16 protein-coding genes are annotated in these 19,467 nt (G+C 65.8%); 7 read left to right on the top strand and 9 right to left on the bottom strand.

Annotation, left to right across the window (positions count from 1 at the left end):
* Positions 1–258: 258 nt before the first annotated feature.
* Positions 259–435, top strand: coding sequence for a hypothetical protein (locus ACOGJB_RS07945; protein ID WP_419840274.1), 177 nt, complete (start codon positions 259–261; stop codon positions 433–435).
* A gap of 1,059 nt (positions 436–1,494) precedes the next feature.
* On the opposite strand, the gene ACOGJB_RS07940 is transcribed toward ACOGJB_RS07945, so the two are convergent.
* Complete coding sequence (locus ACOGJB_RS07940) at positions 1,495–2,715, bottom strand: glycosyl transferase (protein ID WP_419840273.1); 1,221 nt, start codon at positions 2,713–2,715, stop codon at positions 1,495–1,497.
* Between the two features lie 214 nt (positions 2,716–2,929).
* Here ACOGJB_RS07940 and guaB point away from each other — a divergent pair, with 214 nt between their 5' ends.
* Positions 2,930–4,441 (top strand): IMP dehydrogenase, encoded by a 1,512-nt coding sequence (gene guaB / locus ACOGJB_RS07935; protein WP_419840272.1) that lies wholly within the window; start codon positions 2,930–2,932, stop codon positions 4,439–4,441.
* 49 nt (positions 4,442–4,490) lie between these two features.
* Here the strand turns inward: guaB and ACOGJB_RS07930 are convergent, their stop codons facing one another.
* The 4 genes from ACOGJB_RS07930 to ACOGJB_RS07915 form a co-directional block, all read right to left on the bottom strand.
* Positions 4,491–6,629 carry a DEAD/DEAH box helicase gene (locus ACOGJB_RS07930; RefSeq protein ID WP_419840271.1) on the bottom strand — a complete coding sequence of 713 codons (2,139 nt, stop codon included), beginning with the start codon at positions 6,627–6,629 and terminating at the stop codon, positions 4,491–4,493.
* Between the two features lie 61 nt (positions 6,630–6,690).
* Positions 6,691–7,704, bottom strand: coding sequence for an NAD(P)-dependent oxidoreductase (locus ACOGJB_RS07925; RefSeq protein ID WP_419840270.1), 1,014 nt, complete (start codon positions 7,702–7,704; stop codon positions 6,691–6,693).
* Positions 7,705–7,850: 146 nt separating this feature from the next.
* Entirely contained in the window at positions 7,851–8,141 is a 291-nt protein-coding gene (locus ACOGJB_RS07920) for a HigA family addiction module antitoxin (protein WP_419840269.1), read from the bottom strand.
* Positions 8,142–8,177: 36 nt separating this feature from the next.
* A complete protein-coding gene (locus ACOGJB_RS07915; RefSeq protein ID WP_419840268.1) occupies positions 8,178–8,516 on the bottom strand; it encodes a type II toxin-antitoxin system RelE/ParE family toxin in 339 nt (112 codons plus the stop codon).
* 335 nt (positions 8,517–8,851) lie between these two features.
* Between ACOGJB_RS07915 and ACOGJB_RS07910 the strand changes: the two genes are divergently transcribed.
* From ACOGJB_RS07910 to ACOGJB_RS07890, 5 genes are all read left to right on the top strand, one after another.
* Complete coding sequence (locus ACOGJB_RS07910) at positions 8,852–10,300, top strand: cytochrome P450 (RefSeq protein WP_419840267.1); 1,449 nt, start codon at positions 8,852–8,854, stop codon at positions 10,298–10,300.
* An 88-nt stretch (positions 10,301–10,388) separates the two neighbouring features.
* Positions 10,389–11,666: an ATP-binding protein gene (locus ACOGJB_RS07905; RefSeq protein WP_419840266.1), complete on the top strand. Its 1,278-nt coding sequence runs from the start codon at positions 10,389–10,391 to the stop codon at positions 11,664–11,666.
* Positions 11,667–11,722: 56 nt separating this feature from the next.
* Positions 11,723–11,875 carry a hypothetical protein gene (locus ACOGJB_RS07900; protein ID WP_419840265.1) on the top strand — a complete coding sequence of 51 codons (153 nt, stop codon included), beginning with the start codon at positions 11,723–11,725 and terminating at the stop codon, positions 11,873–11,875.
* Between the two features lie 11 nt (positions 11,876–11,886).
* Positions 11,887–12,729 (top strand): SMP-30/gluconolactonase/LRE family protein, encoded by an 843-nt coding sequence (locus tag ACOGJB_RS07895; protein WP_419840264.1) that lies wholly within the window; start codon positions 11,887–11,889, stop codon positions 12,727–12,729.
* Between the two features lie 220 nt (positions 12,730–12,949).
* Positions 12,950–16,903 (top strand): hypothetical protein, encoded by a 3,954-nt coding sequence (locus ACOGJB_RS07890; protein WP_419840263.1) that lies wholly within the window; start codon positions 12,950–12,952, stop codon positions 16,901–16,903.
* A 165-nt stretch (positions 16,904–17,068) separates the two neighbouring features.
* Here the strand turns inward: ACOGJB_RS07890 and ACOGJB_RS07885 are convergent, their stop codons facing one another.
* The 4 genes from ACOGJB_RS07885 to ACOGJB_RS07870 all read right to left on the bottom strand — a co-directional run bounded on the left by ACOGJB_RS07885 (position 17,069) and on the right by ACOGJB_RS07870 (position 19,465).
* Entirely contained in the window at positions 17,069–18,094 is a 1,026-nt protein-coding gene (locus ACOGJB_RS07885) for an acyl-CoA dehydrogenase family protein (protein ID WP_419840262.1), read from the bottom strand.
* Entirely contained in the window at positions 18,078–18,437 is a 360-nt protein-coding gene (locus tag ACOGJB_RS07880; RefSeq protein ID WP_419840261.1) for a helix-turn-helix domain-containing protein, read from the bottom strand. The genes ACOGJB_RS07885 and ACOGJB_RS07880 overlap by 17 nt, the downstream gene beginning before the upstream one ends.
* Before the next feature lie 28 nt (positions 18,438–18,465).
* Positions 18,466–18,834 (bottom strand): type II toxin-antitoxin system RelE/ParE family toxin, encoded by a 369-nt coding sequence (locus ACOGJB_RS07875; protein ID WP_419840260.1) that lies wholly within the window; start codon positions 18,832–18,834, stop codon positions 18,466–18,468.
* Between the two features lie 139 nt (positions 18,835–18,973).
* A complete protein-coding gene (locus ACOGJB_RS07870) occupies positions 18,974–19,465 on the bottom strand; it encodes a MaoC family dehydratase (protein ID WP_419840259.1) in 492 nt (163 codons plus the stop codon).
* Between the last annotated feature and the right edge of the window lie 2 nt (positions 19,466–19,467).

The raw sequence follows: 19,467 nt of genomic DNA, 5'->3' as shown, positions 1-19,467 counted from the left end.
CGTGGCTTCGTGTTTGGCGGCCTCAGCGAGCGCACTACCCCACACATCCTTGGCAAGGACTGCCAGACTTCGTACCCGGCGAGCGTGCCAAGGTAGGCCGCCTCCCATAACCGCACCAGGTACGCCGCCGAAGGGAATATCGGCTGGCTCGGTTCCGAGGCGTGGTTCGCCCACCTGTGCGCAGTTGCGCCCATACCCGCATCCTGCGGGCGCACCGAACGTCACCGGCTCAACTTTGCGGGCAACCGGGTGCTGTACATGATCATCCCCGTCCGGCTCAGCTACTGCGAACGAACCCGCAGCTACCTGGATCGCCGCGTCGCCAAAGACAAGACCAATGAGGAGAAGCCATCCGCTGCCTCAAGCGCTCCGTTGCCCGAGAAATTCCACCGCAACCTCAGAGCCGACCTCGCCACCTCTACAAACCGCACTTGACATCTATTGGAATGTTCCGGTGAGGTTCAGTATCGCGGTCTGTTGCAGGTAACACGAATAGCCCGCCCGGCGGCACGCTGCGCCGGGCGGGCTATTCTGCTAGCAGTGTCCGAGTCGCCATGTCGCCGCAATGAAGCAGCTTCCGAGCCCGATTCCGAGAAGCCGGCTGGTTTCGTTCCGATCGGGGCCGGTGCCGTTGTTCTATGGGCAGTCTGGCGCGGTGTGCGGGCTTGCTTCAGAAAGCGCAATCGCCGAACTGCATAGCGACCAACAAGCCATCTAGCAAGCTACATCCTGCGAAATGGTGGTAGGGGCTCCCTCGATATTGGACGTGCGGCAGTATTGCCTCTCAAACCAGTTCAGGGTTCGCTGCACCCAATTCGGGGATGCTGGCGGTGGCGGCGAGTCAGGATGTTGGACCGTGGTACAGGAACTGACCATCTGCTTTCGCAGCTCGTAGACAGGAACTTGCCGCGTGCTTTCAATGTATCGCGGAAAGCCAAGCGGCCCGACAACAGTACGAATGTATGACTCGGTACGGGTGCCAACTTGCACCGGGACGTACTCGGGCTGCGTGGTGCAACTCAATTCATGGTGTGCTGCGGCTGGCGAAGATGTCACGGCTAATGCGCCGAGTGTCATCGCCAGACAGCACACAAGCGCTGTCAGCTTACGTTTCATGGTGGTCCCCTCCTTGCGGGTGACGGGTTGCCGTTGCTGGCATCGCCGTGGCTCAGCCGCGGAAGGACGCGCCAAGCACTGTCTGTGCCGTCGGCGGTCTCACTCGGATAGCTGCCGGTAGATGCCATTAGCGGCCGATGGCACATGCGTCGCAGGTGCTGTTCGCCGAATGCGCTCAGTTGGCGCGATTGCGTCGCGCCGACGTAGCTCTCTCAGCCGGTGCGCGTGCTACTGGTGCGTTGGCAAAATGCTCAGGGCTGACAAGAACCTGTTTCCGCAGGTCAGCAGTTCGCTACCTGCCCGAACAAGACCGCGACACACCACTGGCGGGTGGAATCCGAGCTCGCGAATCTTGTGTCAGGTCTCGACTGCGTCGCGCTAGGCGTTGTCGAGCTCAACTGCGTCGTGGAGCTGGTCGAGCACATCGGGCACCGCGCTTTGCACTCGGGACCAGTTCGGGATGAACGGCGTGCCCATGGGGTCGTTGAGGAACTCGTCGCCAGCTTCCATGATCGCCGAGGCGAACAGCTCTACAGCGGTCTCCTCTGCGTGCAGGTCGAAGCCGAACCCGTTGAATACGGCGTCGTTGCGGTAGTGGCTGACGAGGTCGAGTGCGTTGCGGTAGTAGACGGCCTTCACGGTGCGGAACGTCTCCGAGCCCAGCACGGTGCCGTCGATGGCCAGCTTGCGGTAGATCGCCTTGGCGATGTCGCGGGCCATCTTGTGCAGGCCCCCGTCGGGGTCACCGAGCGATAGGTCTTGGTGCTTGTGGTCGTAGCGCCCGCACAGGTCCACTTGGCAGATCCGCCGCCCCTGGTAGATGCGGTAGACCTCCGACAGCACGCCGATCTCGAGCCCCCAGTCGCTGGGGATGCGGATGCTGCGCGTCATGTCGAGCTTCATCGCGAACTCGCCTGCCAGCGGGTAGCGAAACGAGCCCAAGTAGCGCAGGTACTCGTGCTCGCCGATGGTGGCCCGCAGGGCCCGCAGCAGCGGCGTCACCAGCAGGCGCACGACCCGCCCGTTCAGTCGCCCCGATGGACCCTCGCCGGCCCGGAAGTAGTAGCCCTTCGAGAACGAGTAGCCGAAGGTGGGGTGCAGGATCGGGTAGAGCAACCGGGCGAGCAGGCCCCGGTCGTAGGTCACGATGTCGGCGTCGTGCAGGGCCACGTTCTCACAGCGTCCTGAGGCCAGGAAGTAGCCGAGGCAGTACCAGACGTTGCGTCCCTTGCCCGGCTCGGTGGGTGCCAGCACCCGCTCAGCAAGCACCTCGTCGACCTTGCGCAGGCGCGGGCCGTCGTTCCACAGCAGGCGGGTGCGCTGGGGCAAGCGGGAGAAGAACTGCCTGGCATCAGCGAACTGGGATTCGTCGGCGCGGTCGATGCCCACGATGATCTCGTCGATGTAGGCGACCTTGGCGATCTCGTCGACGATGTTGCCGAGCGCGGGGCCCGCCAGCTCGCTGTACAGCGCCGGGATGATCAGCGCAATCGGCCGGCGGCGTGAGTAGTCGTACAGCTCGCCTTCGAGGCTCTCGACGGATCGGTCGGCAAGGCGATGAAGCGTCGCGATCGATTCGTGCTGCTGGAAATCGGCCACGTCGACCCGCTCCGCCTGCTCGCCCTGTGTGCTGGCTGTGCGTGAACCTACTGCGATCGGGTTCGCTGGCACTCTTGGGGGCGCGCCGATCGGCGAGCATTCGCGTTGGCGCACCAGCTGTTTCCCGCTCTTGCTCGCTGTCGCTCACGGGCCGCTCGGGCCACAGCTCTGCCTATCGACTCAGCCTCTTTGGGGGCGCGCGGTAGGGTGCGCCATGGCCCAGTCACCGCCCCCCGCAAAGGGCCGATTTCCCTCTCCGGACAGCAAGTTCACGACGGACGGGTTGACTTTCGACGACGTGCTGCTGGTGCCCGACGCGTCCGACGTGCTGCCCGATGCGGTCAACACCTCGACGCGGTTCACGCGGGGCATCACCCTCGCCGTTCCCTTGGTGAGTGCAGCCATGGACACGGTCACCGAAGCGCGGCTCGCCATCGCGATGGCTCGCCACGGCGGCATCGGCGTGATCCACCGCAACCTGTCGGTTGCCGATCAGGCCGCTGAGGTCGACAGGGTGAAGCGCTCCGAGTCGGGGATGATCAACGAGCCCTTCACGCTGGGCCCCGACAACCTGGCCTCAGAAGCTGAAGATCTCATGGCTCGCTTCAAGATCAGCGGTGTGCCCATCACCGATCCCGCAGGTCGGCTAGTCGGGATCCTCACCAACCGCGACCTGCGCTTCGAGACCGACTGGAGCCGGCCCATCCACGAGGTGATGACCTCGGAGAGGCTGGTCACCGCGCAGGCGCCGATCACGCTCGACGAGGCGCAGGTCATCTTGGCGCGACACCGCATCGAGAAGCTGCCGATCACCGATGACGAATTCCGGCTGGTGGGCCTCATCACGGTGAAAGACATCCAGAAGCGCATCCAGTTCCCGAACGCCTCCAAGGACACCCAGGGTCGGTTGCTGGTCGCCGCTGCCGTCGGCACCGGACCCGACACCATCGAGCGTGCCGCCGCACTGGTGGAGCGCGACGTAGATGCCCTCGTCGTCGACACCGCACACGGTCACAGCCGCGACGTCATCGAGACCGTCGCAAAGATCAAGGCCAATCATTCCGCCGAGGTGGTGGCAGGCAACGTGGCCACCGCGGATGCGGCTCGTGTACTCATCGAGGCTGGCGCCGATGCGATCAAGGTCGGGATCGGCCCCGGCTCGATCTGCACGACCCGCGTGGTGGCCGGCGTCGGGGTGCCGCAGATCTCGGCGGTGTTCGACTGCGCGGCCGAGGCTGCCGCGGCTGGCGTGCCGGTGATCGCAGACGGCGGCATGCAGTTCTCCGGCGATTTGGCCAAGGCGATCGCAGCCGGGGCGCACAGCGCCATGGTGGGCAGCCTGCTGGCGGGCACCGACGAGTCGCCCGGCGAGGTGGTGCTGTATCAGGGCGAGCGCTTCAAGGAATACCGGGGCATGGGCTCAGTGGGTGCCATGAAGGGCCGCAGCTACTCCAAGGACCGCTACTTCCAAGACGGGCGCGAGGTCGAAGAGTTGGTGCCCGAAGGGATTGAGGGACGCGTGGCCTACAAGGGCCCGCTGGCCGGAGTGCTGCATCAGCTGGTCGGCGGGCTGCGCCAGGCGATGGGCTACTGCGGCGCTTCGAGCATTGACGACATGCGGCTGCGCACCAGATTCGTACGTGTAACCGCGGCGGCCCTGCGCGAGAGCCACCCCCACGACATCATGATCACCAAGGAGGCGCCCAATTATCGGGCGCCGACCTGATGAGCACAGTGGCGCCTAACTATCGGGCGCCCAACTATCGGGCGCCGACCTAACTCGCTGCTAACTGCTCGAGCCGTTCCCATTCGTCGATGAGGCTGCTGTCTGTGTCGCGCACGAGCTCGCCGAGCCAGCGGGTCAGTTCCACGATGTCGTCGGTGCGCCGGTGCTCGGGCACGTTGCGAGCGAGTGCTTTGTAGGCATCGCTGAGGTAGCGCAGCAGCACACCCTCGGAGCCCTTGATGCCGTAGTGGTTGACGTACTCGCGGAACGTCATCGCCCGCTCATGCAGGTCACGCGCCACCGATTTTGGGCGGACATTCTCGTTGCGCAGCCAGGGGTGGTGCGTCGACCAGGCGTTGAAGCTGTCATACAGCCAGTCGCGCAGCGGCTTGGGCCATTCGACTTCTTCGAGGCGCTCCATGCGCTCGTCGTATTCGACACCCTCGGCCTTCATCTCGGCCAGCAGGTCGGTGCGCAGCAGGTCCCGCTGGCGCTCCAGCACCACGGTGGGATTCTCCAGCGTGGCTTCCAGCACGCTCAGCACGTCGAGTGGGTACGTGGGCTCCTCAGCGTCGAGAAACTCGATGGCGTCGAGCGCGAACGGCGACAGCGGCCGGGTCAGATCGAACTCGAGTTGCAGGTCGACGTTGACCCGCACGAGCCGGTCGAGCTCATCGGGCTCGTCGAGTCGTTCCACGACCTGGGTCTCGGCCAGCGAGCGGTAGATGGATATGGCCCGCCGGATGTGGGTGCGGTTGGCCGCACGGGTCTCGTGATTGTCCGTCAGCAGTCTGCGCAGGGCGGAGCAGCCGTCGCCGGGGCGGTCAAGCACGTTCATCAGCATTGAGTGCGAAACGTCGAACTGAGAGCGAAGCGGTTCTGGCTGGCCGGCCGCGAGCCGCTCGAAGGTGTCGGCGTTCCAGGGCGCGTAGCCGCGCTTGGGCGGCGAGGGCCGGCGCACCTTGCGCAGCTTCGCGGCGTCGTCGCCGAACTTCTCCCGGGCCTTCTCCAACGCCATCGCATATTCGATTTCGTGCTCGGGGGCCTGGCACCACACGAAGCCGTCGCTGTCGAAGCCGCGGCGTCCCGCCCGGCCGGCGATCTGCTGGAAGTCGCGTACCGACAGCACTCGAGTGTCGCGGCCGTCGTACTTGCAGAGCTGGGTGAACACCACCGTGCGGATGGGTACGTTCACTCCGACGCCGAGCGTGTCGGTGCCGCAGATCAGCTTGAGCAGGCCTGCTCCTGCCAGCCGTTCGACGAGCATCCGGTACTTGGGCAGCATCCCGGCGTGGTGCACGCCGATGCCGGCCTTCACGAACCGTTGGATGTCACGGCCAAACGGCGAGTCGAACCGGAAGTCGACGACTTCGGCTGCTACTTGCGCCTTCTCCTCTTTGGAGAGGACGTTCAGGCTGGTGAACGCCTGCGCACGCTCGGTTGCGGCCTTCTGGGTGAAGTGGACGATGTAGGCGGGCACCCGCCGCAGCTCCAAGAGTTCTTCGAGCGACTGGTGCAGGGTGGTCTCGCGGTAGGTGAAGGTGAGCGGCACGGGTCGTTCGGCGCCGCTCACCGTTGCGACCTCACGGCCGGAGCGGCGGCGCAGGTCCTCGGCGAAGCGCTGAGTGGGTCCGAGGGTTGCACTCATCAGGACTATCTGGGTGCGAGTCAGCTCCAGCAGCGGCACCTGCCAGGCCCAGCCCCGGTCACGGTCGGCATAGAAGTGGAACTCGTCGACGACGACGCTGTCGACTGGGGCGTCGGCACCGTTGCGCAGCGCCAGGTTTGCCAGGATCTCCTGCGTGCAGCAGACGATCGGAGCTTCGGGGTTGACGGCACCGTCGCCGGTGACCATGCCGACGTTGGCCGCGCCCAGCTCTTCGCAGAGCGCAAAGAACTTCTCCGATACGAGCGCCTTGACCGGTGCCGTGTAGTAGCTGCGCTGGCCACGGGCCACCGCCTCGAAATGCGCAGCGAGGCCGACGAGCGACTTCCCCGAGCCAGTGGGCGTGGTGATGATGACATGGCTGCCCCCGAAGATTTCGAGGACGGCGTCTTCCTGGGCCTCATACAGCTCAAGACCGATCTCGGCGGTGTAGGCCAGGAACCCGTCGAGCAGCGAGTCGGCGTCGGGCTCGCGGGGCAGGAACGGCGCCAACCGTCCCGCCGCCGATGCCTCGCCTGCCATCGCTACCGGAGGCTATGTGCGGGGTCGAGACATCGGCGTTCTCGAGCAATGCAAACCGATGTCAGGCGCTGCGGCCTGGCCAGGCTTCGGGGTTGAGCATGTTGGGCGGCTGACTGCCGTTGAGCGCAGTCATGACCTCGGCCACGGCGTGGGTGAAGATGCGGGTGCGGCCGGCGACTGTGGCTGAGGCCACGTGGGGAGTGACGACGACGTCGGGGCGGCCCAGCAGCGGATGATCTGCTGGCAGCGGCTCGGGTTCGGTCACGTCCAGTGCGGCGCCGCGTACTTTGTCTGCGTCGAGCGCCGCCACCAGTGCGTCCTGATCGACGAGGCCGCCGCGCGAGGTGTTGACCAGATAAACGCCGTCGCGCATCGCGGTGAGCAGTTCGGCGTTCACGAGATGGTGCGTGGCGTCGCTGAGCGGCGCGTGCACCGACACGACATGCGCGCCGGCCACCGCGTCGCTGGGCGTCGCCGCTCGCCGTGCACCCAGTTCGGCAAAGCGCTCGTCGTCGGCGTACGGGTCATAGGCCACGAGGTCCATGCCGACCGCCGACATCACCCGGGCCACGTAGCTGCCGATGCGTCCGAGCCCCACCAATGCGAGCGTCGAGCCGTCCAATTCCAAATGCCCGTGGCGTGCCCAGTAGTCGCCTTCGCCGGCTTCGAGACGGCGGGCCGATTCCTTCAATCCCTTGGTGATGGCGAAGATCAGCGCGACTGCGTGCTCGGCGGTGGAGATCGTCGGGCCGTCGGGCGTGTTGCACGCGGCGATGCCGTAGGCAGTGGCGTCGTCGAGATCCAGATTGTCGAATCCGATCCCCGCCCGTGCGATCACGCGGAGGTTTGGGGCCTGCTCGTAGACGGTGCGGTCATAGCGGATCGCAGCGCCGACGATCGCGCCCTCGGCTCGATCGATGCCCTCCAGCGGATCCTCACCGCGCACGTCGAGGATCTGCGCTCGACCTTCGAGCAGCTCGCGCTGCAGCCGCCCGGCAGGCCGGTCGAACCACACGACCGGCAGACCGCCTGAGCCGTCGGCAGCGCTGGAACCTGATCTCGTGCTCTCCGTCATGCAGTCAGTATTGCGCCGCGATCACGCGAGATCGGTGCCTCCGGGGCCAGTCGCGCAGACTGGCGTCGTCACGTCTCGGCCTCAGTGAGCCCGGCGACAACGGCGAGTCGTCGGGAAAACCAGCAGAATCAGTGCCGTTTTGCCGATCAGACGAATTGGCGATCAGTCTTCCTGGCTGCCAGCACCTCGCCGATCTGCTCCTCGGCTACTGCGAGTTCGAATTGTGTTTGCAGATTCATCCAGAACTGGGGCTCCACGCCGAACCAGCGTCCGAACCGAAGCGCAGTGTCGCCGGTGATCTTCCGTTTGCCGGCGATGATCTGGGACACCCGATTCGGCGGCACGTCGATCTGTCGCGCGAACTCCGTCGGCGTGATCTCCAGTTCCTCCAGTTCGCCCGCCAGCACTTCCCCTGGATGCACAACCCGTCGCAACATATCTGGCCTCCTTAGCTTTAGTGATAGTCCACAGCTTTAGTGATAGTCCACGATTTCGACATCGGTCGGCCCCTGTCCGTCCACCCAGACAAAGCAGACCCGCCACTGATGATTGATCCGGATCGAGTGCTGGCCCGCTCTGTCACCCCTCAGGGTCTCAAGGTGGTTGCTCGGCAGCGCGCTCAGCGTGTTCATTGACTCGGCCGCGTTCAGGATCGACAGCCTCTTCGCGGCCTGCTTCTCGAATCCTTGAAACGCTGGAACAAACATGCCGTTGGCAAACCTCTCAGTCCTCTTGCCCTTGTAGCCGCTGATTGCCCTTGTAGCCGCTGATTGCCCTTGTAGCCGCTGATTGCCCTTGTAGCCGCTGATCACCTTGCCCCACCGTACCGGCATTGACGCTGTACGTCAAGCATACATACTGTGACGCGCCAAGTCAGCTCCCGACGATCGTGCAGCGGGCGGCGTCCTCGTCGCAGAGGCGCAACTCGGAGTGGGCAAAGCGCATCGCAGCCCACGTCTTGCCGCACCAGCGCACGCCCTCGATCAGCACCGCTCCGCGTCGGCTCAGCGCGTCCTCGATCTCGGACCCTCAGACCATGCCATTTGCACAAGATTCCCGAGTGTCACCACTGCGGGCGCAACGCTCATCGTGAAAGCTGCGACCCGCGTCAGGCCCGGCGGCCCCTGTCGGTAGGCCACTACCGTTGATGCCGGACATCACGGTGACTGGCGGGAAGAGGCACGGGTTCATGCAGGTCGACGAGGCGGTGATTCACGACACGGAGCGGTACGCCGCCGAGGGCTACCCGTGGGCCGAGTGGGATCTGCTGCGCGACGAGGCACCGGTGTACTGGTACGTGCGCGACAACATCGTCCCGTTCTGGGCGATCACCCGTTATGAGGACGTGAAGTGGGTGTCGGGCCAGAACAAGACGTTCATCAACGGAGGCGGCCGCCTGCGCTTGGCCGCCGCCGACCGCGACCTGCGTTTCTGGACGAAGTACCGCCAGCGGGCCATCGAGATCGGCTGGGACCCCGACGAGCCGCCGGATTTCATCTTCAAGGACCGTCCCGATCACTGGGACCTGCGCCGGCTGGTGGTGCCGGAGTTCACGCCGAAGGCGATGCGCTCTCGGTCCGAGTCCTTGGAACTGCATGCCCAGCGCTTCGCGGACGAGTTCATCGCGAAGGTCACCGAGACTGGCACGGCCGACGTCGTGGAGGACCTGGCGGTGAAGCTGCCGCTCGCGGCGATCTGCGAGATGGTGGGGGTCTCAGCGGACGACTGGTCCCAGGTACACGCCTGGACGTCGGTGTTGTTCGACGACCCGGATCTGGAGAGGTTCTGCCGTCCTGGGGAACCGCGCGACGAGATGCGGGCGCGCATGATCCGCGAGTTCGACACGTGGATCGGCGAGCTGATCGCGCGACGTCGGCGTGACGGAACCGACGGCCGAGATCTCGTGAGCATCCTGCTGCGGTCGGAGATCGAATCGGGGCCGCTGACGCCCCAGCAGCTCGTCGGCTACCTGAGGCTGATGATCGCCGCCGGCAATGAGACCACTCGCAATGCCGCGAGCGGTGGGGTGATCGCGCTGCTGGAGCACGGGGACCAGCTCAACCTGCTGAACGAACGCATCGACGACCCGGACACCGTCGAGACCGCCGTCGAGGAGATCCTGCGCTGGACCTCGCCGGTGATCCAATTCGCCCGCACTTGCACCAAAGACACCGAGCTTCAGGGCCACACCATCAAGGCTGGCGAACACGTGGGGGTGTGGTACCCGTCGGCCAACCGGGACGAACGCCAATTCCCCGAGCCCTATCGCTTCGACGTTCAACGCGAGCCCAACGACCACCTCGCCTTCGGCCACGGCGCCCACTTCTGCCTGGGCGTTCATCTGGCCCGGTGGGAGCTGCGGGCGTTCTTCCGCGTGGTTGCGCCCCTGCTGGACGGCCTGCAGCTCGACGGTGCCCAGTCGCGCATCGGTCACCTGCACGTCGGCCCCATCAAGCACCAGATGGTCGTCCCTCGCCAGCCCGCACCGGCCGCTCGGGCTGCCTTGGACCGCATGGTCGAGATTGCGCAAGAGGCCGGCATGTACGAACGGACGGCAACGCCTATCGACTCAGCCTCTGGCTTCCAAGAGTTATGACATCTGCGTTCTGAAACATCGCATGCATAACTGCTGATAGTTGTAACATAAAGCACCAGAAAGTTCTCACATCCGCTAGTCTGGTGCGATGCCTGCCGCGGCAGACGGGCTCGTCCCGACCGAGTATCGACCCCGAGTCGTCGACGCGCAGGTGTCGGCCGCACTCGAGGCGGCCCCGATCGTCGTCATCGAGGGAGTCAAGGGGTGCGGCAAGACATGGACCGGCCTGCGGCATGCGCGCAGCCGGGTGATGCTCACCGAGGACACCGCTGCACGACAGGGCGCGGAGATCATTCCGCGGCGCGCACTCGAAGGCGACCGCCCCAGGCTCATCGATGAGTGGCAGACGGTGCCCACGCTGTGGAACACCGCTCGCCATGTCGTCGATGAAGGACGCGACGTCGGCTGTTTCATCCTGACGGGCTCCGCGCAGCCGCCCGACGACGTCACCCGGCACTCCGGGGCTGGCAGGGTTCGTCGAGTTCGAATGCGGCCCATGTCACTGGTCGAAAGCGGCGAGTCGAGTGGGGGCGTGTCTCTCGGAGCGCTGCTCGACGGCGAGGCGCCCAGCGCCGCCGCATCTCCGCTGTCGGTCAGTGATCTGGTCGAGACCCTGTGCCGCGGCGGTTGGCCTCGTCATCTGGATCGTTCGGTGATTGCGGCGCAGGAACTGCTCGAGAGTTACATCGACGAGATGGCGCGTGTCGATCTGCCGACGACGGCAGGCGTCCGCCACGATCCCACCCGCGTCCATCGCCTGCTCGCGTCACTGGGCCGTCACACAGCATCGACTGCTTCGCTGGCAACGCTTTCGCGTGATGTCGCCGGGGAACCGCCGCTCAGCTGGCAGGCGACTGCCAACTACATCGATGCACTCGGGCGTGTCTTCATGGTCGAAGACCTGCCGGTGTGGCCGACGCGCCTGCGCACGCGGGCGAAGCTGCAGCAGGCGCCGAAGCGTCACTTCGTGGATCCCTCGCTGGCCGCAGCGGTGCTGGGTGCGACACCCCACAGGCTGCTTGATGATCCTGAGACGCTGGGCCTGCTCTTCGAATCGCTGGTGATTCGCGACCTGCGTGTCTACGCGGCCGCCAATCGGGCCGAGGTATTCCACTGGCGCACCAGCTACGGGGACGAGTTCGATGCAGTGGTGGAGCGTCGCGACGGCGCGTGGATCCCAGTGGAGATCAAGCTGAGCGCCGCGCGCGTCGACGAAGCGGCCGAATCGCTGACGAGAGCCTGCGAGTCCATCGACGCCGGCTCTCGAGGTGCGCCGGTCAACAAGCTGGTGATCACGGCAACCGGTTACAGCTATCGGCGCCCTGACGGAGTCTGTGTGGTCCCTGTCACCGCGCTGGCCCCGTGAACTGGCTGTGCCTCACATATTGCCGATGACACTCGTTGGTCAGCGAGCACGTTCATGTGCTGCCGAACGAGCCGATTGTCATCATTCTCGACGAATTCCAGTATCTGGCTGTCGGCGAGGACGGTCTGCGCCAGACACAGCAGTACCGACGCGACCCGATTAGATCGAGTGACCGGCCCCAAAGATGCGATGCCGAGACCGCGCAGTAGCGTCGGCGGCCATGACGACGACTGATGTGGTGGTGACCGGGCTGCGATTCGGGGAAGGCCCTCGCTGGCGCGGCGACCGGCTGTGGTACTCCGACTTCTACCGGCATGGCATCTTCACGGTCACGCCAGACGGCCACGAAGAGCTGATCCACACAGTGCCTACACAGCCGTCGGGCTTGGGCTGGCTGCCGAACGGCGACTTGCTGTTCGTCTCGATGCTGGACCGGCAGCTGCGACGCCTCGATGCTGACGGCAACGAGTCGCTGCACGCCGATCTGTCCCACATTGCGGGCGGCCCGTGCAATGACATGGTCGTGGCTGCTGACGGCACCGCGTACGTCGGCAACTTCGGCTTCGACGACCAGGCGGGGGAGACCTTCGCCCAGGCGACGCTGGCCATAGTGTCGCCCGATGGGCAGGCGCGGCCGGGGCCAGATGGCTTCGACTTCCCGAACGGCACGGTCATCGATCCCAGCGGGCGCCACATGGTCATCGCGGAGAGCTACGGCCGCCGGATGACTGCCTTCGACATCGACTCCGACGGCTCGCTGAGCGGTCGGCGGACTTTCGCAGAGCTGGGCGAGCGAGTGCCCGACGGCATCTGCTTGGACGAAGCCGGCGGAATCTGGGTGGCAGACCCGCTCAACGCGAGCTGCTTCCGTGTCGTCGATGGCGGCGAGGTCACCGACGTCATCAATCTGGAGATGAACTGCTTCGCCTGCATGCTGGGCGACGCCGATCGCCGAACGCTCTACATGGTCACCGCCCCGACATCGCGCCCGCCCGCTAACGCTCCCGCCCGCGGCCGCATCGAGACCGTTCGAGTCGGGATTCCCGGTGCCGGACTTCCCTAGGCGGGTGGTCGCAAAGTCACATTTGCAGGGCGTTCCGGGTGCAAACTCGCAGGTCAGGTGTTTGTTGCGAGTGTTTTGTCCGCGCGTTGCTGTTCGGTCTCCGTAGTGGACGTTGGTACGCTTGCGGAGACGAGTCATGTGGACGCATTCTGCGCCCTAGCCGGCATGGAGGTAGCTGTGTCGTTCCGGAGTCTCTTTACCCCCCCCCCCACGCACACAAATGAGCGCCGCATCCCGATGGTCGCAGCGGGCGCATCGCAGGCGGGCGCGTGACAAGCGGCGGCTGCGCCGAATCGCGGCGCGGCCCCTGTTGGGGGTCGTCGCCGCGCTGCTGACAGCGGCGTCGACGGCAGTCGCTGTTCAGCCGGTTGCGGCGCAGACGACTCGCACGGTCACGCTGTCCTTCGACGGCGCCGGCCCCCCGGCCGGCTACACCTACCCCACCATTGCCGAAGGCGCAGGCCCGTCCGGCGCACGGTTCTTTCGCCTCACCCTGGACAGCGCGGCGCCGGCCGGCGGCATCGACGTCGGGTCCCCGGGCACTGCCCAGAACGGGAACTCGCAGGTTGAAAGCACGCTGATAGGCGAGGGTCAAACCAGTATCGCGTTTGGAGTATTTCCGAACAACGACAACGTGGACAGACCCAACTACGCCTACGTGCAGACCTATCCCAACAGCCCCAATACCCCGGGCGTCACGTTTACCGTCGTCCCCGCAGACCGCACGGCCCTGCTGACCGTGGTCGATAACGACCCGACGATGGTCACCCTGACGCGCGTTGACACCGGCGAGGACACGCTGTACGAAGGCGACAGCGATACGGCGCAGTTCGAGGTGAGCCTGAGCCGCCCGCTGGTGGGCGCCGGGGACCACGGGCCCGCCGAGACCATCGCCGTGCCGCTGCGAATTCTCCAAGCCGGGGCCGCCGTCACCACGTCGGATTGGTCCATCACGCTGGACGAAGACTCGCCCAATACCGGGGTATCCCTGGGTTCGAGGGTGGCCGATAGTGGGGGGGAATTCGCGCACCAGGTCGTCACCTTCAGCGACGCGGGCGCGCAGACTGCCGTCCTGAAGGTGGTCGCCGAAGATGACTCCAGTCAGGAACAAGACGAGGCGATCACCATTAGTCTGGCGTCAAACGCCGAGTTCGATGGGTCGGCGCACGGGTCCGCCACCAACGTGGGCGGCGGCGCCGACCCGCGTGAGACCGGCTCACCCTCACAGACTGACCGTTTCAGTTTGACGATTCGCGACGGCAGCCGCCCACGCCCGATGCTCTTTCGCACCTGCCCCGACGGAGAAACCTGCTCGCCCAGCAGCGACGCCGGCTGGGTGGAGTCGGACCGCCCGATAGTCGAGTTGACGGAGGGCGGCAGCCAGGTCACGTACCAGTACAAGCTGACCGGACACGGGCGCCGGTATGTGGACGCGAGCGTGGATGTGTGGGTGAACGGGTCGGCGCCGGCGGGGTATTACGCGGGCAGCATCCGTTCGGGTCTCGATGATCATGATCGGCTGCGTTGTCATCCCACGGCGGATCATCGGACGCGGCACACGGTGGGCGCCCGCGGTTTCTGGATGGAGGGCTACCAGACGCCGACGGGAAGCGAGTACCCCAACGGCAATGGTGTGCTGGAGTGGCGTGCGGCGCCGTGGTATGACCTGATGGGCGGCTGCGGGTATTACCGCAATGCGGTGTCGTGGGCGGAGCGTGACGACTGGCATACGGTGGAGTTCTCCGCTGGTCATGACAGTGATGCGTTCGACGAGTCGTTCCGGCTGTCCCATGTGGTGACCGCGAACGCCGATCCGGTGATCCGGGGCCAGGGGCCGCTGAAGAGCCTGTCGGCCGCTCAGTTGCGGGCGTTGGCTTTTGTGCCGTACGAGACGGGCCATGTGCAGGTGCATATCGTCGATGACGACGTGTGGGAGCAGGAGCTGGAGTTCTCCGGCGACGGCGGCGCGACGTGGGTGGCGGGCCGCGACGGCGGTCTGGAGCAGGCGCTGCCGGCGACGTTGGGGGCGGGGAGCTCTCACGAAGTGCAGATCCGTCTGCGCTATCCCGGCGCCGCGCGCGGCACTGCCTCGGATTATGTGAATGTGCGGGTGGTGGGCTGCGACATGTCCCAGAGCGAGCGGACCGGGGAGACGGTGGTGATCGGCGGGGTGATTCGTCACATCACTGAGTTCGTGCCCCAGAAGGTGACGATCACCCCGAATTTCCGGGGTGCGGACCGGGAGGGGTGCCGCACGACGTTCGACTGGGGGACCGGCCTGTTGGCGTCGGCGCCGCCTTCGGGGACGGTGACGTTGACGGTGCACGCCGCGGCCGACGCTGCGGGGACCGTGTCGGCGTTGCAGCTGTACAACTATCTGTTCTACGACCGCACCGACACAGATCTGCCTGACGCGGGGGCGACCCGCGACATCGTCAGCCAGATCTATGACCAGACCCGCCGGTTCCGGATCGTCCCGGCGGGCCCCGTCGACGACGACGCGCCGGTCAGCGACTCCGACGACGCGCCGGTCAGCGACTCCGACGATGCGCCGGTCGGTGATTCGAATGACGCTCGGCTTGACGAGGCGGCCCTGATCGCGGAGGTGAATGCGCATATTGCGGATTTCAAGAGCCGGAATCATGCGAACGGTGTTCGTGATTGGAATCTGATCTTGGATCGGCTCGAGGGCCGGACGGGAATGAGCGACGCGGATATTGCTGTGTGGCTGGAGAGGTCGCGTCAGCATGGCTGGCAGGACGGCGTGACGACGTTGCCGAAGGTGCAGGCGATGTTGGCGGCGCCGCAGCCGGTCGTTGTGCCGGAGGTGAATATCACCGGTTCTGTCGGCGGTACGGAGGGTTCTGACGTGTCGTTCACGGTGAGCGCGGTTCCGCCGCCGGCTGCCGATCTGGCGGTGAGTGTGACAGTGTCGGCTTTGGGCGACTTCGGCGTGCCGACGGGTTCCCATACGGTGACGATCCCGGCGGGGCAGTCGTCCAAGACGCTGACGCTGTCGTCGTCTGGCGACTCGGTTGATGAGCCTGACGGTTCGGTGACGCTGACGCTGAACAGCGACAGCGGCGGGGGTTACACGGTGGGTTCGTTGTCGTCGCAGTCGGTGCAGGTGCTCGACGATGACGATCCGCAGCTGGTGGCCGCGCCGGTGGTGAGCGTGAGCGCCGGGGCCGGTGTCACGGAGGGCGGTGCTGCGTTGTTCACGGTGAGCGCTGATGTGGCGCCGGCTGCGGATCTTCCTGTGAGCGTGACGGTTGGGGCGTCGGGTGATTACGGGGTGGTGACGGGTTCGCGGACGGTGACGATCGCGGCGGGTACGACCAGCAAGACCCTGTCGGTGGCCACATCCGACGACTCGGTCGATGAGGCTGACGGTTCGGTGTCGGTGACGGTGGCCGACGGCGCCGATTACGACGTGGGCACTGCCACCGCGACGGTCAGCGTTGCGGACGATGACGATCCGCCGACGCCGGTGGTGAGCGTGAGCGCTGGGGCCGGTGTCAGCGAGGGCGGTGCTGCTTCGTTCACGTTGACGGCGAGCCCGGTGCCGGCGAGTCCGGTCTCGGTGAGCGTGTCGGTGTCGGCAAGCGGTGATTTCGGGGCGGTGACGGGTTCGCGGACGGTGAGCATCCCCACCGGCGGTTCAGTGTCGTTCGACGTCGCGACGTCCGATGATTCGGTCGATGAGGCTGACGGTTCGGTGTCGGTGACGGTGGCCGACGGCACGGATTACGACGTGGGCACTGCCACGGCGACGGTCGCCGTTGCGGACGACGACGATCCGCCGCCGGTGCAGGACGTGCCCGACACCGACGGCATAGCGGACACCGATCAGGCGCCCGACACCGATCAGGCGCCGGCGTGTGTGGGCAAGCCGACGGTGTCCGTGGCCGACGTGACCGCTCAGCGGGGCGACGACCTCGAGTTCGTCATCAGCATCGACTGCGCCCACACCGGCGATGTCGAGGTGACCTACAGCATTGCGCATGGCTTCGTCTACGCCGACGGAGGCTCAGTGACGATCAGCAGCGGCGACACCACCGCGACGGTGCGGGTCCCGACTGTTGGCGCCAGCGATGTGGGCCTGTACTTGGTCTGGGTCACCGAGGTCACGAACCCATATGGAATCTGGGCGTACGGCACCATCACCGACTGACCACCAAGGGCGCCTGTATAGGGGCTCGACCAAAGAAGTTGAGAAGCTGCTCGCGCAGTCACGGCTAGGCCGACGGCGTCGGCACGCTGCCCAAAGTGCAGGCAGCCCTCGCCGCCCAGGCAGCCTCATAAGCCCACCAGCCCGCCGGCGGCCGGACTCAGGCTCCTAGTGCTTCGACTCGGTGGCGCCGAGGCGGCGGAGGTGGCCTGCTCGGATCTCGGCGGTCTGCCCTTGTACCAGCAGGAACAGCGCCTCACGGGCGAGGCGTTGCGCGTGATGGGCGACGGTGATGGCCCGCCCGCCGACCGCCGAGACCAGCGCACTGGTTGCCCGGATCCCGACGTAGCCGACCTGTGCGCGGCACTCAGCCATTTCATCCACGTCGGCGGCATGCAAGGCCTCGCGTGCTGCGTCGACTTCCGCGTCGAGGGGGGATGGGCCGAGCAGGGTGAGCGCTCGCGAGGCCACACCCAGCATCAGCGCGCCGTTCGTGCGCAGTCCAAGGCGATAGAGAGCGAGCCACTCGCCGTAGCCGATTACCTCGACGACATGGTCATCGCCGACGGCATGACTGTCGAAGTGCATCTCGACGGTGACCGATGAATCCACAGCGGCGAGTCGCAGCCGGCGTGAGGTCAGGGTTCGCGCTTCATTCGCGGGAATCAGCATCCACACCAGCCGGTCGGCGTCGTGGGCGGCAACCAGCACTGCGTCAATGTGGCCCCACCCAGTGACAAACGGCGCTACTCCCCGCAGCAGCCATCCGTCACCGGCACGCTCTGCGAACAGGCACGGTTCGGGACGCAGCACATGCGCGAATGCCACACCGCTGCGCCGCTCGCCGGTTGCCAGTGCTCGGGCCCAGCGTTCGTGCAGCACCGATCCGGGGGGAGTCCGGGCGGCATTCGCCGAGCCTCCGCCGTGCTGTGCCCAGGTGAACGCGGTCGTGAGACAGCCCCCGGCAAGAGCTTCGAGGATCGGAAGGCGTTCAAGCTCGTCGAGTCCGCAGCCACCGACATCATGAGGCGTCCACAGTCCGTAGAAGCCGGCATCTCGCAACAGGTCCAGGTTGTGCTCGGGGACGCTGCCCGCAGCGTCGACATCGAGCGCGCGCTCGAACAGCACGCCGTCGGCGAGCACTCGAGCTGCCGCCAGCAAGTCCTCGGCCCCACGCCTAATCACTGCACCCACGCGGCGATCCCATTCGGTCGCCGCCAATCTTGAGTGGAATAGCTGTGATGTCCTCACCGTCTTCGAAGATGGCAAAGACGCCGAGCCGGGCACCGAGCCCTGAGACGTAGGTGCGGAGGGTTGACAGCCGCGGGTCGTCGCTGTGTTCCAGTTGGGAGACGGCGGGCTGGCTGATGCCCAATTCGGCCGCGATGTCGGCCTGTGAGCGCTCCAGTTTGCGCCGCAGCGCATCGAGGCCGATTTCAGCCAGCGTGTCGTCGCGCAGTGCATGCAGGCGGTCAGCGGCACCAGGCCGTGCCAGCACGCGATCGTGCAGTTGTCGATAGTTCTTGGTGCTCGGCATCGGACGAGATCCTTTCTGTGGTGACCTGTCAGGCACCTTCGTCGAGCAGTCCTTCTTCGCGCAGCTCTGTCATATGAGTGTCGTACAGATCGTCTGCTTCGGGAACCGCCGTCGCGTACCACCGGGACCAGTGCCCGGACTTGTCGCCACCGAGGAGCAGAATCGCGTGACGTCGCGGATCGAAGGCGAACAACACGCGCAATGCGCCCCCGCGTGAGACGCGGAGTTCTTTCATGTTGGGATGTCTCGAAGTCGAGACGGCACCGACGACGGGACGCATGAGGGCAGGACCGCGGTCAGCGAGCAGCATGACCCGCTCGTCCAAGGCTTCTTGCTGGTGTTGGGAGAGCTGATGCCACCACTTCTCGAACTGGTCGGTGAACTCGACGTCCCACATCGGGCTGCAACATAAGTATTATCTTATGATAACGCAAGAGATTTTCGAGCCGCCAGCTCGCTCGTCATCGTGCAGCCTGAGTTCCGATCCGCTCGGGGGAGAGGGGTTTGGCTCGTGCTGGGCGTGTGCTCCCGCCGGCCTACGAGGAAGGTCGAATGGCGGGCTGGCACCACATGAGCGCGTTGCGGCGCATGATGGCCACGAGCGTGTCGTCCTGGTTGTAGGCGCGGTGCTCGAACAGCACGATGCCCTGGTCGGGCTTGCTCTTCGATGGCCGGGACGACACCACCTCGCTCTCGACCCGCAGCGTGTCGCCGTGAAAGACGGGTGCGGGGAAGTCCATGCGCTCGAAGCCCAAGTTGGCGACCGTGGTGCCGTGGGTTGTCTCGTGGACCGAGATGCCCACGACGACGGCCGCGGTGAACATCGAGTTCACGAGTGGCTTGCCGAACTGCGTCTCGGTGCGGGCGTACTCGAAGTCGAGATGCAGCGCCGCGGGGTTCATCGTCATGGTGGTGAACATGACGTTGTCGGCCTCGGTGATGGTGCGGCGCAACCGATGGTGAATCACCAGGCCCGGCGTCAGCTCCTCGAACCACAGTCCGCCGTGCGGGCGGGGCGCTTCGCTCATCA

Source organism: Candidatus Poriferisodalis sp. (assembly GCF_965208895.1).
GTDB lineage: Bacteria > Actinomycetota > Acidimicrobiia > Acidimicrobiales > Poriferisodalaceae > Poriferisodalis.
The sequence above is the reverse complement of the archived record's forward strand: the minus strand, read 5'-3'. Positions and strand labels throughout refer to the sequence as shown.